The 13,311-nt window shown below is 59.3% G+C and carries 11 protein-coding genes, 3 tRNA genes and 1 riboswitch; of the genes, 3 read left to right on the plus strand and 11 right to left on the minus strand.

All coding sequences use genetic code 11. The features are described 5' to 3' along the window. Window positions 1-50: 50 nt before the first annotated feature. The 8 genes from mgtE to ltaE form a co-directional block, all read right to left on the minus strand. The gene (gene mgtE / locus AB4N92_RS05420; RefSeq protein ID WP_010208332.1) at window positions 51-1,493 is read right to left on the minus strand and encodes a magnesium transporter; all 1,443 of its coding nucleotides are present in this window, start codon (window positions 1,491-1,493) and stop codon (window positions 51-53) included. A gap of 340 nt (window positions 1,494-1,833) precedes the next feature. Beyond that, window positions 1,834-1,910: transfer RNA gene (locus AB4N92_RS05425), tRNA-Arg, on the minus strand. A 72-nt stretch (window positions 1,911-1,982) separates the two neighbouring features. Continuing rightward, window positions 1,983-2,059, minus strand: a tRNA-Arg gene (locus AB4N92_RS05430). Between the two features lie 108 nt (window positions 2,060-2,167). After that, window positions 2,168-2,258, minus strand: a tRNA-Ser gene (locus tag AB4N92_RS05435). A gap of 62 nt (window positions 2,259-2,320) precedes the next feature. Further along, window positions 2,321-2,509, minus strand: coding sequence for a carbon storage regulator CsrA (csrA, locus tag AB4N92_RS05440; protein WP_003175645.1), 189 nt, complete (start codon window positions 2,507-2,509; stop codon window positions 2,321-2,323). A gap of 174 nt (window positions 2,510-2,683) precedes the next feature. Next, entirely contained in the window at window positions 2,684-3,925 is a 1,242-nt protein-coding gene (locus AB4N92_RS05445; RefSeq protein ID WP_010208327.1) for an aspartate kinase, read from the minus strand. Window positions 3,926-4,020: 95 nt separating this feature from the next. Beyond that, window positions 4,021-6,639, minus strand: a complete 2,619-nt coding sequence (gene alaS / locus AB4N92_RS05450; RefSeq protein ID WP_021491469.1) for an alanine--tRNA ligase — start codon at window positions 6,637-6,639, stop codon at window positions 4,021-4,023. 146 nt (window positions 6,640-6,785) lie between these two features. Further along, window positions 6,786-7,790, minus strand: a complete 1,005-nt coding sequence (gene ltaE / locus AB4N92_RS05455; RefSeq protein ID WP_029529053.1) for a low-specificity L-threonine aldolase — start codon at window positions 7,788-7,790, stop codon at window positions 6,786-6,788. Window positions 7,791-7,979: 189 nt separating this feature from the next. Beyond that, a riboswitch (FMN riboswitch) is annotated at window positions 7,980-8,149 on the plus strand. A 96-nt stretch (window positions 8,150-8,245) separates the two neighbouring features. On the opposite strand from ltaE, the gene AB4N92_RS05460 reads away from it, so the two are divergent. From AB4N92_RS05460 to AB4N92_RS05470, 3 genes are all read left to right on the plus strand, one after another. Next, window positions 8,246-8,752: a 6,7-dimethyl-8-ribityllumazine synthase gene (locus AB4N92_RS05460; protein ID WP_010208324.1), complete on the plus strand. Its 507-nt coding sequence runs from the start codon at window positions 8,246-8,248 to the stop codon at window positions 8,750-8,752. Between the two features lie 170 nt (window positions 8,753-8,922). Continuing rightward, window positions 8,923-10,161 carry a M91 family zinc metallopeptidase gene (locus AB4N92_RS05465; protein WP_460129449.1) on the plus strand — a complete coding sequence of 413 codons (1,239 nt, stop codon included), beginning with the start codon at window positions 8,923-8,925 and terminating at the stop codon, window positions 10,159-10,161. Further along, window positions 10,148-10,468: a M91 family zinc metallopeptidase gene (locus AB4N92_RS05470; protein ID WP_460129452.1), complete on the plus strand. Its 321-nt coding sequence runs from the start codon at window positions 10,148-10,150 to the stop codon at window positions 10,466-10,468. Before AB4N92_RS05465 ends, AB4N92_RS05470 begins: the two co-directional genes overlap by 14 nt. A 29-nt stretch (window positions 10,469-10,497) precedes the next feature. Here the strand turns inward: AB4N92_RS05470 and astE are convergent, their stop codons facing one another. The 3 genes from astE to astB are packed head-to-tail and all read right to left on the minus strand — an operon-like array spanning window position 10,498 to window position 13,190. Then, window positions 10,498-11,502, minus strand: coding sequence for a succinylglutamate desuccinylase (gene astE / locus AB4N92_RS05475; RefSeq protein ID WP_010208321.1), 1,005 nt, complete (start codon window positions 11,500-11,502; stop codon window positions 10,498-10,500). Window positions 11,503-11,513: 11 nt separating this feature from the next. After that, complete coding sequence (locus AB4N92_RS05480) at window positions 11,514-11,804, minus strand: hypothetical protein (protein ID WP_003214319.1); 291 nt, start codon at window positions 11,802-11,804, stop codon at window positions 11,514-11,516. 39 nt (window positions 11,805-11,843) lie between these two features. After that, window positions 11,844-13,190: an N-succinylarginine dihydrolase gene (gene astB, locus AB4N92_RS05485; RefSeq protein WP_010208320.1), complete on the minus strand. Its 1,347-nt coding sequence runs from the start codon at window positions 13,188-13,190 to the stop codon at window positions 11,844-11,846. Window positions 13,191-13,311: the final 121 nt, after the last annotated feature.

Raw genomic sequence — 13,311 nt, forward strand, 5'->3', positions numbered from 1 at the left:
TTCGGGAAAAGGGTGTGAAGCGGGGGCAGATTTGCCCCCGCTGGATGGAATCAGAGCAGGAAGATCGTTGCCAAGCCGAGGAAGATGAAGAAGCCACCACTGTCGGTCATGGCCGTGATCATCACACTGGCGCCCATTGCCGGGTCGCGTCCAAGGCGGGCCAGGGTCATCGGGATTAACACCCCCATCAGCGCGGCCAACAGCAGGTTGAGGGTCATGGCGGCGGTCATCACCACGCCGAGCGACCAACTGCCATACAGCAAGTAGGCCACCACACCGATCACGCCACCCCACACCAGGCCGTTGATCAGGCCGACCGCCAACTCTTTGCGCAGCAGGCGCGACGAGTTCGCCGTACTCACTTGGTCCAGCGCCATGGCACGCACAATCATGGTAATCGTCTGGTTACCCGAGTTGCCGCCGATCCCGGCCACAATCGGCATGAGCGCTGCGAGCGCCACCAGCTTCTCGATCGAACCTTCGAACAGTCCAATAACCCGCGACGCGATGAAGGCAGTGATCAGGTTAATGGCCAGCCACGCCCAACGGTTATGCAGGGAACGCCAAACCGAGGCAAAAATATCTTCCTCTTCACGCAAACCTGCCATGTTGAGGACTTCGGTCTCACTCTCTTCACGAATCAGGTCGACCATTTCATCGATGGTCAAACGACCGATCAGCTTGCCGTTCTTGTCCACCACCGGCGCCGAGATCAAGTCATAACGCTCAAACGCCTGAGCAGCCTCGTACGCGTCTTCATCCGGATGGAAACTCACCGGGTCGCTGGCCATGACGTCGGCCACTTTCTTCTCAGGGTCGTTGACCAGCAGGCGCTTGATCGGCAACACGCCTTTGAGAATGCCTTCGTAATCGACCACGAACAGCTTGTCGGTATGACCCGGCAACTCTTTGAGACGACGCAGGTAACGCAAGACCACTTCCAAACTGACGTCTTCGCGGATGGTGACCATCTCGAAGTCCATCAGGGCGCCGACCTGGTCCTCGTCGTAGGACAACGCGGAGCGCACACGCTCACGCTGCTGGCCATCGAGGGCTTCCATCAGCTCATGGACAACATCACGGGGCAGTTCGGGGGCCAGGTCAGCCAGTTCGTCGGCGTCCATCTCCCTGGCCGCCGCCAAGAGCTCGTGATCGTCCATGTCGGCGATCAGGGTTTCACGGACCGAGTCGGATACTTCGAGCAGAATGTCGCCGTCGCGGTCGGCCTTGACCAACTGCCAGAGGGTCAGTCGATCGTCCAGCGGCAAGGCTTCGAGAATGTAGGCGACGTCGGCAGAGTGCAGGTCGTCGAGCTTGCGTTGCAGCTCAACGAGGTTTTGCCGGTGAACCAGGTTTTCGACCAGGTTGTTGTTCGGGCCATCCTGGCGATGCGTAAGGTCTTCGACCACACGCTGGCGCTGCAGCAGCTCGATGACTTGAGCCAGGCGATCCTGCAGGCTTTCTTGTGTTTTCTTTACTTCTACTTCGGTCATAGGCGAACTCCACTCCCAGCAGCGGGGCACGCCGGAAGGATCAATCAGTCAATTCATGATTGGTAAAACGGGGTACTGAGTAACTACTGGGTAAGTCCATGGAGGTATTCCACAAGCCCCGGCGGGGCTGACGGGCGCAATGATACACCGCCCGGCCACTTTAAACGTCAAAAAACTGGAAAGAACAAGCGCTTGCGAGCCAAAGCTGAGCATTGGCTGCATCTATGAACTGCGACGACGCAGTGCGGAAGGAAAACACATGGAGGCGAGAGAAAAACGAAAAATCCTACACAAACCCCAGACGGCAAAAAGCCCGCACTAGGCGGGCTTTTTGTTTGTATGGTGCACTCGACAGGATTCGAACCTGTGACCGCTCGGTTCGTAGCCGAGTACTCTATCCAGCTGAGCTACGAGTGCAGATTGTGTTTTTAGACCAGATCACAACTGGTTGTAACCGAATCACCTGCATTGCTGCAACTGACTCTTAAATGGTGCACTCGACAGGATTCGAACCTGTGACCGCTCGGTTCGTAGCCGAGTACTCTATCCAGCTGAGCTACGAGTGCATTTGTTGCCGCGCATTATAGGCCGTTCAATCTCTATGTAAAGCTATTTTTTCGTTTAGTTTCAACAACTTACCGAAAAAACCAGATTGCAACGTACTAAGCAAATAATGGCGGAGAACGGGGGATTCGAACCCCCGACACCCTTTTGAGGTGTACTCCCTTAGCAGGGGAGCGCCTTCGGCCACTCGGCCAGCTCTCCGCAACACGGGGCGTATATTAACCACGTTCATCCCCGTTTGCAAACATAAAAAACGATAAAAATTAAAGGCTTGGTTCTTCGTCCTTCTCTTTCTTGATCCGCAGGTAGATTTCCTCGCGGTGTACCGCCACCTCTTTCGGAGCGTTAACCCCGATACGCACTTGATTGCCTTTGACGCCGAGCACGGTCACGGTGATTTCGCCATCACCGATAATCAGGCTTTCTGCGCAACGACGAGTCAGAATCAGCATACCTTTCTCCTCACGCATTTCAGTTCAGGAACAACAGTCTGCAAAAAAAAGGCCTTCGACCTACAACCCAAAGGCCATAGCCCTACCGCCTAAGTATTGTCGAGCGCACGCAAAAGAACATGCGCCCTACAAAAAAAGGAAAGGCGCGGTAAACCGCGCCTTTCTGGCACTTCGTCACTCGCCCTGTCGGGCCGGAGCGTCCAGCTCAAAAGCGGTATGCAGCGCGCGTACAGCCAGTTCCAGGTACTTCTCTTCAATCACCACCGAGACCTTGATTTCCGAAGTGGAGATCATCTGGATGTTGATGCTTTCCTTGGCCAGGGCTTCGAACATACGGCTGGCAACGCCGGCATGGGAACGCATGCCCACACCCACGATCGACACCTTGGCAATCTTGGTATCGCCGACCACTTCACGGGCGCCGATTTCCTTCGCAGTGTTCTGCAGGATCCGCTCCGCCGCATCGTACTCGTTGCGGTGCACGGTGAAGGTGAAATCGGTGGTGTTATCGTGCGAAACGTTCTGCACGATCATGTCGACTTCAATGTTCGCGCCGCTGATCGGGCCCAGGATCTTGAACGCCACGCCCGGGGTGTCCGGCACGCCACGGATAGTCAGCTTGGCTTCATCACGGTTGAAAGCGATACCGGAAATGATCGGCTGTTCCATGGATTCCTCTTCATCAATAGTAATGAGGGTGCCCGGACCCTCTTTGAAGCTGTGCAATACGCGCAGCGGAACGTTGTACTTGCCGGCGAATTCCACCGCACGGATCTGCAAAACCTTGGAACCGAGGCTGGCCATTTCCAGCATCTCTTCAAAGGTGATCTTGTCCAGGCGCTGAGCCACGGACACCACACGCGGGTCAGTGGTGTAGACACCGTCCACATCGGTGTAGATCTGGCATTCATCGGCCTTGAGCGCCGCTGCCAGCGCCACGCCGGTGGTGTCCGAACCGCCACGGCCGAGGGTGGTGATGTTGCCCTGCTCGTCCACACCCTGGAAGCCCGCTACCACTACCACGCGACCGGCTTTCAGATCCGTACGGATTTTCTGATCGTCGATCTGCAGAATGCGCGCCTTGGTATGCGCGCTGTCGGTAAGGATGCGTACCTGGCTGCCAGTGTAGGACACCGCCGGCACACCGCGCTTGTTCAGCGCCATGGCCAGCAAGGCGATGGTCACCTGCTCGCCGGTGGACACGATCACATCCAGCTCACGCGGGAGCGGCTGTTGATCACCACTGATTGCCTTGGCCAGATCGATCAGGCGATTGGTCTCGCCGCTCATCGCCGACAGCACTACCACCAGGTCGTCGCCGGCATCGCGGAATTTCTTAACCTTGTCGGCCACCTGCTCGATTCTTTCGACAGAGCCGACCGAGGTGCCTCCAAATTTCTGTACGATCAAAGCCATTTCTAAGCCGCCTCAGCCCGTAAAGGGGCGCCTAATATTCAATCAACCAGCACCGAACAGGCCCGTGACTAGATCACGGGCCGGTTAACAATGCCTTAAATACCTGCCTCGACAAATGGCACGGTCAGGGCCAGGGCTGCGTCCAGGGCACCGGCGTCGACACCACCGCCTTGCGCCATGTCCGGACGACCACCGCCCTTCCCGCCCACTGCCGCGGCGGCTTGCTTCATCAAATCACCGGCCTTGAGTTGGCCAGTCAGGTCCTTGGTTACGCCGGCAACCAGAACGACCTTATCCTCATGGACACCGCCGAGCAGGATCACTGCGCGGCCGAGCTTGTTCTTCAACTGATCGACCAAAGCCAACAGCGCCTTGCCGTCCTGACCGTCCAGGCGTGCAGCCAGGACTTTCACATCCTTGACGTCCACCGCAGAAGCCGACAGATCGTCGCCTGCCGCGCTGGCCGCCTTGGCTTGCAACTGCTCCAGCTGTTTCTCCAGCGCGCGGTTGCGCTCCAGCACAGCGGACAGTTTGTCGATCAGGTTGTCGCGGCTGCCCTTGACCAGGCTGGCCGCTTCCTTGAGTTGTTCTTCAGCCGCATTGAGGTAGGCCAGGGCCGCAGCGCCGGTGACTGCCTCGATACGACGCACACCGGACGCCACGCCACCTTCGCTGATGATCTTCAGCAGGGCGATGTCGCCGGTACGGTTGGCGTGGATACCGCCACACAGTTCTACCGAGAAATCGCCGCCCATGCTCAATACGCGCACGCTGTCGCCGTACTTCTCGCCGAACAGCGCCATGGCGCCCTTGGCCTTGGCGGTCTCGATATCGGTTTCTTCGGTTTCGACTGCGGTGTTCTTGCGAATCTCGGCGTTGACGATGTCTTCCAGGGCCTTGATCTGCTCCGGCTTGATCGCTTCAAAGTGGCTGAAGTCGAAGCGCAGGCGCTGGCTGTCGACCAACGACCCTTTCTGCTGGACGTGCTCGCCCAGTACCTGGCGCAGCGCGGCGTGCAGCAAGTGCGTGGCCGAATGGTTCAGCGAGGTGGCGTGGCGCACATCGGCGTCCACTTGCGCCTCGACCGGCGAACCGACGGTCAGGCTGCCCGACGCCAACACACCGTGGTGCAGGAACGCGCCGCCCGTCTTGGTGGTGTCGCGTACGTCAAAACGTCCGGACGAGGCTTCAAGGAAACCGCAGTCGCCGATCTGGCCACCGGACTCGGCGTAGAACGGCGTCTGGTCCAGAACCACCACGCCGTCATCCCCTTCGTTCAATACGTCGACCGACTGGCCTTCCTTATAGAGAGCAACCACTTTGGCCGCACCACGGGTGGCCTTGTAGCCGGTGAATTCGGTGGCCACGTCAACCTTGACCAGGCTGTTGTAGTCCATGCCGAACGAGCTGGCCGAACGTGCGCGCACACGCTGGGCTTCCATCTCGCGTTCGAAACCTTCCTCGTCGAGGGTCAGGTTGCGTTCACGGGCGATGTCGCCGGTCAAGTCCATCGGGAAACCGTAGGTGTCGTAGAGCTTGAACACCACGTCGCCCGGCACGACGGAGCCTTGCAGGTTGGCAAGGTCCTGTTCAAGGATCTTCAGGCCCTGTTCCAGGGTCTTGGCGAACTGCTCTTCTTCAGCTTTGAGCACGCGCTCGATATGCGCCTGGTTCTGCTTGAGTTCCGGGAAGGCTTCGCCCATCTCGGCCACCAGGGCCGCGACGATCTGATAGAAGAAGCTGCCGTTGGCACCCAGCTTGTTACCGTGACGGCAAGCACGACGGATGATGCGACGCAGCACATAGCCACGGCCTTCGTTGGACGGCAGCACGCCGTCGGCAATCAGGAAGCCGCAGGACCGGATATGGTCAGCCACGACTTTCAGCGAGGCCTGGTCTTCATTGGTGCAACCAATGGCCTTGGCCGCCGCGGCCAGCAGGCTTTGGAACAGGTCGATCTCGTAGTTGGAATGCACGTGCTGCATCACCGCACTGATCCGCTCCAGGCCCATGCCGGTATCCACCGACGGCGCTGGCAACGGATGCAACACGCCGTCGGCGGTGCGGTTGAACTGCATGAACACGTTGTTCCAGATCTCGATGTAACGGTCGCCGTCTTCCTCTGGCGAGCCCGGTGGGCCGCCCCAGATGTCGGCGCCGTGGTCGTAGAAGATCTCGGTGCAAGGGCCGCACGGGCCGGTATCGCCCATGGTCCAGAAGTTGTCGGAGGCGTATGGAGCGCCTTTGTTGTCACCGATGCGCACCATGCGCTCAGCCGGCACGCCGACTTCTTTGGTCCAAATGTCGTAGGCCTCGTCATCGCTGGCGTAGACGGTAACCCAGAGTTTTTCCTTGGGCAGCTTCAGCACGCCGGTGAGGAAGGTCCAGGCGAAGTTGATCGCGTCTTGCTTGAAATAATCGCCAAAGCTGAAGTTGCCGAGCATTTCGAAAAAAGTGTGGTGACGGGCGGTGTAGCCGACGTTTTCCAGGTCGTTGTGCTTGCCACCGGCGCGGACGCATTTCTGGCTGCTGACGGCGCGGGTGTACGCGCGCTTTTCCTGGCCCAGGAAGCAGTCCTTGAACTGGTTCATCCCCGCGTTGGTGAACAGCAGGGTTGGGTCATTGCCTGGGATCAAGGAGCTGGAGGCGACACGGGTGTGACCTTGCTCTTCGAAGAAGCGAAGGAAGGCTTCACGGATTTCTGCGCTTTTCATTAGGTTCTTCCACGGAGGCTGCGGCCAAAGGCCAGTGCGCAACATCATCAGACGGAGCGACGGCAAAGGGCCGCATTATATCGGCCCTTTGCCGGTGGTACAGCGTGTTTATACGATTGAAACGTTCAATTAGACGGTCTGCACTGTCATTTCCGCGAAAATTCGACGAATGTCTGCGCGACGCGCTCGATCTGCGCCCGACTGACATCCAAATGCGTGACCATGCGCAGGCGCGGGGCGGCGCTCAACGTGATCCCGCGTTCGGCGGCAAACGCCTTCAAGGCCTGGGCCTGGTCACCGATCTGCACATAGACCATGTTGGTCTGCACGGGCTCCACCTCATAACCGGCCTGGCGCAGGGCGTCGCCCAGCCAGTGGGCATTGGCGTGATCCTCCGCAAGACGCTGAACCTGATGATCCAAGGCGTACAACCCGGCTGCCGCCAGTGAACCGGCCTGGCGCATGCCACCACCCACCATCTTGCGCAGGCGCCGGGCCTTGGCGATCAACGCCGTGGAACCGCACAACACCGAGCCAATCGGTGCGCCCAGGCCTTTGGACAGGCACACCGACACCGAATCGAAATGTTGGGCGATCTCGCGCGCATCCACCCCCAGCTTGACCGCCGCGTTGTAGAGCCGCGCGCCATCCAGATGCAGGGCCAGGTCATGCTCACGGGTGAACGCCCGCGCCTTTGCCAGGTAATCCAGCGGCAATACCTTGCCTTGCATGGTGTTTTCCAGCGCCAGCAAACGGGTGCGGGCGAAATGGAAGTCGTCGGGCTTGATCGCCGCGAGCACCTGGTCCAGGTCCAGCGAACCATCGGCCTGCACTTCCAGTGGTTGCGGCTGGATCGAACCGAGCACCGCCGCGCCACCGCCTTCGTATTTGTAGGTATGGGCCTGCTGACCGACGATGTACTCCTCGCCGCGCTCACAGTGGGCCATCAACGCCAACAGGTTGCTCATGGTGCCCGTCGGCACGAACAAGGCGGCGGCAAAGCCCAGGCGCTTGGCCAGTTCGGCTTCGAGGCGATTGACGCTGGGGTCCTCGCCATACACGTCATCGCCGCTGACGGCGGTGGCCATCGCGTCCCGCATGCCGGGGGTGGGTTGGGTCACGGTGTCGCTGCGCAGGTCGATCACAGACATGAAACAAGCCTCTGAGAAGTATTAAATTTCTTGTATCGATGATTACTGCGGGCAAAGCCTCGGAATATCAAGCCCCATCGTTGCTCAATCGAATACCAACCAAACAAACCGATATAGCTTATCGATACAGCGATCGTGCAGTTTTTGAAAAACCATGTTAAAAACTCTCCGCCGCCAGGGTTCTGGCGGCAACGTTCTCAGGGCGGGGTGCAATTCCCCACCGGCGGTAATTACACGCAATGTGTATAGCCCGCGAGCGCTTGGCGCCTCGAACTGCTCATGCAGGACGGCGGCAAGGTCAGCAGACCCGGTGTGATCCCGGGGCCGACGGTCATAGTCCGGATGAAGAGAGAACGGGATTGGCACCTAAGGGCCGCGCACCTATTGTGTTCGCGTACCCTTAAATCCCATTCGATTCATAACGCCCTGTTTTTTTCTTAAACAGGAGTCAGAACATGCAACCTACCGCAATCGATAGCAAAAGCAAAAACCACCACGGCGAGCGCGTCGCGTTTATCCAGGCCTGCTGGCACAAGGATATTGTCGACCAATCGCGCAAAGGCTTCCTCGCCGAAATGATCGCCCAGGGCTACCAGGAATCGGACATCGATTTCTTCGAAGTCGGCGGCGCCTTTGAAATGCCCCTGCACGCCAAGCTGCTTGCCAAGACCGGTCGCTACGCCGGCATCGTTGCTGCCGCACTGGTGGTCGACGGTGGCATCTACCGCCACGAATTCGTTGCCCAATCGGTGGTGAGCGGCCTGATGCAGGTTCAGCTGGAAACCGAAGTGCCGGTGTTCTCGGTGTCCCTGACCCCGCATCACTTCCACGCCGGCAGCGAACACCAGACCTTCTTCTACGAGCACTTTGTGCACAAAGGCCAGGAAGCTGCACGTACCTGCGCCGACACGCTGCACAAGGTGCGCGCGATCCGTCGCAGTGAGCAAAAACTGGCCGTCTGACCCCCTCAGCCCGTCAAAGAAACGCCCCGGCAAGTGCTCTTGCCGGGGCGTTTTTTTATTGGGGTCTGGCTTCGCACTAATTAATTACCCCCTGCCCCCTGCGCCTTTCTATTTAGTAACGCTGACGCGCCGTACCGGCGACATTACTTGTTAGATAGGGAGATCTTCGCATGACCATTGCAGGCCAATACGAACTGGAAATAAACCAGATAACCGCCCAGGGATTCCAGATCATTCATGGGGCAGCCTGGGGGCAGAGACCTGTCCCCCCCAGCAATAACGAGCATCCTGACGCACAGGGGAGCATTGAGGTGCTGCTGCATTCGAGCAACCAACTGACGATCGAACGCAGGGTGAGCGCAGATGCGGATCAACTGATAGTCACCACGCAGGACCACGATGACGTCATTGTTCTGCGAAAGTATGTGCCCGAATCGGGGGCGATTCACACGATTGCCGTCAACCGGTCACACGCCGCGCTGCCGTCCACGACCGTCACGCTTGAGGTCAACGACGCAAAGTACTGCATCATCCCCGCCACCCGGGATCAGGCGTTGGTGTTCATCACTCAGGGCGGCTCAGACGTTGTGCAGATCGATGACAGGATCGAAAACCCCGTCATCGTTGACACCGGCGAAGGCAACGACTTTGTGATCAGCACTGCTCCCCTTGCCAACATTTCTACCGGACCGGGTCATGACAGCGTGACGGTCTTCCAAGGGTCGAGCCATATCGAAACCGGGCCCGGCGACGATATGATCCTGGCGAAGTTTGATGCCAACATCACTGCGTATGGTGGTCCAGGGGACGATGAAATAGTCGCCGCCGGCGCCTCCTTCATCGATGGTGGCGACGGCAATGACTTCATCATCGGCGGCCACGGCCACAGCATTCTCAGTGGCGGCCCAGGCGACGACCACATCGAAGCCGGCGACGCTACCAACGTCATTTTTGCCGGTGAAGGAAGGAATGAAGTCACCTTGCTCAAGCCTGATGACATGACGTACCACAGCCTCCTGACCGAGCTGTCCATCAAGTTCCCGACCTCATCAGAGGAGTGGGACAGACTGAACGCGTTTGCCCCTGGCGAACCGGCGACGGGCAACCTTCAGGTCGAGCCCGGGAATATCCAGGAGAGCGGAGTGACGGTCGTAGGTAGCCCGCAGTTCGTTGAGCGCATCAACGATGACCTGCGGCTGCTGAACACTTCCCCGACCGGCCGACAACTGCTGGCCGTGCTGCAGAGGGCGGCGCTCGAGAGTGGTATCCCGGTTGCGATCAATGAGCTCATTGACACGCCATCCACCAGGTTCAGCGCTGACCCCGCGACCCGCGACGGTGCGTTTATAGAGAATGGCCATCCAGGCACGCCCCCCTTATGGAGGGCAAATAGGGTTGAACACCACTGACACCCGCTCCCATCAACCCAGCATCATCGCGCTGTTCCACCAGCTATGCCACGCGTATAACCACATTACCGGCACGCGACTGCACGGGTTCAGTGAGGCGGCCGCGGACGGCAACCAAGCACGTATTCAGGTTTCCAACGAAGAACTTCAAGCCCTGGGCCTGCCAACGTCCGCCGAACCGTTCGACTTCGATAACGACCCGGCCACCGCCCCAACCACGACCAACCCCGAACCGTTCAGCGAGAACGGCTTGCGCAGGGAGTTGGGCTTGCCGCCGCGCTTGCTGAGTGAGCACTACACCCTCTGAAACCTGCGCTCATCGTCCAGGCATGCGCTTTAAGCCAGGCCTGCCTCGGTGGTCGGCACAATCAGGATGCCCGCGCGCAAGCCATTCTTCACCTTCGGGTTGGGGAAGATAATGCGCGCACCCTCCTCCTCGATCACCCAGCGGGTCTTGGCCACGTCTTCGGCCAACAGGTAGCCCTGGGCCAACGGCGAGAAGTTTTCGACATCGGCGGGCAGGTGCATCAGGAAGGCATCGCTGTGCTTGATGACTTCACGGGAGACGGCAAACAGTTGCAGGCCATCCAGACTCTCGGTTTCGGGCTCGGTGCCTTCGATGAGCTGCTTCAGGCGGGTTTCCAGGCGAGAGACGTCCACGCCCTGGTTCTGCCCGAACGGCCGCGCCTTGCCCAGTTCCAGGGTAAAGGCCTCAGCGTCGAGTTGCTCATAGGTAAACGCAGTGAAGGTGATCGAGGTCTTGTTCTGCAGCAGCACCGCTTGCATGCCGGCAGCGTTCAGGCGTGCCAACTGGTGGCGAGAATGCTGGCGACCGTCCTTCCAGGGGTACAGGGCGAACTGTTCGATCTTCGAGCCACGGATGGCGGTGTGCAGGTCGTAATGCAGGCGCGAACGGCCAGGCAGGCTGAAGAAGCTGCGGGCCAATTGCTCCAGCTCGGCGGCGCGCATGGCTTCGGGACCGATGTTTTTTTCATGACGGCCGTTGAACAGCCGGTTGACGTCCAGTTCGAGGTAACGCTCGCCGCGGCGCATGGCCTCAGGGTTGCCGAACAGGAACAGAATACGGGTGCGGGGCTTGATCTCCCCTCGGGCAATGCCATGCAACAGGCGGTCGAGCAGCTCGATCGGCGCGGTTTCGTTGCCATGGATGCCGGACGACAGCAGCAGGTCGCTGCCGTTGTCCTTCGCCTCAGGCGGGCGCACTTCAAGCGCGCCCTCGCTGAGCCAGCGCATCTGCACGCCGTCGACAGTCAGTTGAATTTTTTGCGCCGGTTCGCGACCGGCGAGGGTCAGTTCAAGCAGTTTGCCAAGGGCGAGCATACGCAGCTTCCTTAGTGGTTGCAGCCTGGGCCGTGGACGTGATCGTCGTCATCACCTTCAACGTCGGCCGGTTCCATTTCCAGTTGCAGGCTCATCAGATTGGTGGCCAGTGGACGCATCAGCAGGTTGGCGTACTCGGCGTCGCCTTCTTCCACGTCTACGCCGATCAGCAGTTGGCCACGGCCATCGTGCTGGATCCAGATTTCCTTGCCCTGCCAGACCACGGCGACGCGGGTGCAGGAGGTTTCCAGCTGGGTGCCGTCGGTGTCTTCAAGAATCAGTTTCAGGGTGTCGGTGGTCATAAATTAGCTCTCAGCCATAGGTCGTAAAAGAAGGTGGCGTTAATTGATCTGGAAAGGATAAACCGAGCCCAGTTTAAGGATTTGCGTCAGTTCATCCAATGCCGTCCGGCACTCCAACAGCAATTGCGGGTCTGCCAGGTCGGTTTCGCGCAGGCTGTCGCGGTAGTGCTTGTCGACCCACTGGGTGAGCGTGTCGTACAACGGCGCGGTCATGATAACGCCTGGATTCACCGCCGCCAGTTCCGTTTCATTCAACGCCACACGTAAACGCAGGCACGCCGGGCCACCGCCGTTCTGCATGCTTTGCTTGAGGTCGAACACCTTCACTTCACGGATCAGGCCACCGGTCGCGGTCAGGCTTTGCAAGTACTGCCAGACGCGCTCGTTGGCGCGGCATTCTTCCGGCACGATCAGCAGCATCGAGCCGTCGGCGCGGCTCAGCAACTGGCTGTTGAACAGGTAGGAACGTACCGCGTCTTCGACACTGACCTGAGCGCGGGGCACGCAGACGGACTGGAAGTTACCGCCCAACTTGCCCAGTTTGCCTTGCAGTTCGGCGAGCATCTGTTCGGTATTGAGAAAGGCATCCTCATGATAGAACAGCACTTCGCCGTTACCCACTGCGATCACGTCGTTATGGAACACACCGGCATCGATCACCGCCGGGTTCTGCTGGGCGTACACCACGCCGTCATCTTTCAGGCCATGCAAACGTGCGACGGCTTGAGACGCCTCAAGCGTCTGGCGAGCAGGGTATTTCTGCGGCGCCGGGTAACGGGGATCGAACGCGCTGCGACCAAACACGAAGAATTCGACGCCCGCCTCGCCATATTCACGGCAGAAGCGTGTGTGGTTGGCCGCGCCTTCATCACCGAATTGCGCCACGGCCGGCAACGCGGCGTGGTGGGCGAAGTGTTTATCATCGGCAAACATCGCCCCCAGCACGCGACTGGTGGTCGGGTGTTCGATGCTGCGGTGGTACTTGCAGTTGAGGTTGGCGGCGGTGAAATGCACGCGCCCGTCAAAGGTGTCGGCACTTGGGCTGACGGTGGCGGCGTTGGCCACCCACATGCTCGACGCCGAGCAGCTCGCGACCAGCAACGGCATCGCATCCTTGGCCGCCTGCTGGATCACTTGGGCGTCGCTGCCGCTGAAACCCAGGTTGCGCAAGGCAGCCACATCAGGACGTTCCTGAGGCGCCAACACACCTTGGACAAAGCCCATGTCCATCAGGGCTTTCATCTTTTGCAGGCCCTGCAACGCCGCTTCCTTGGGGTTGGAATGCTGTTGGCTGTTGCTCTGGGACGCGACGTTGCCGAAGGACAAGCCGCCGTAGTTATGGGTCGGCCCCACTAGACCGTCAAAATTGACTTCATAGGATTTCATCGGCGAGGCTCCACGAACATCTGTTTTTATAGGCAATCTTCAGCACACCACAGATCCAATGCGGGAGCGGGCTTGCTCGCGAAAGCGGTGCACCAGTCACCTCATACATCAACTGACAGAC

Source organism: Pseudomonas sp. S3_A09 (genome assembly GCF_054668065.1).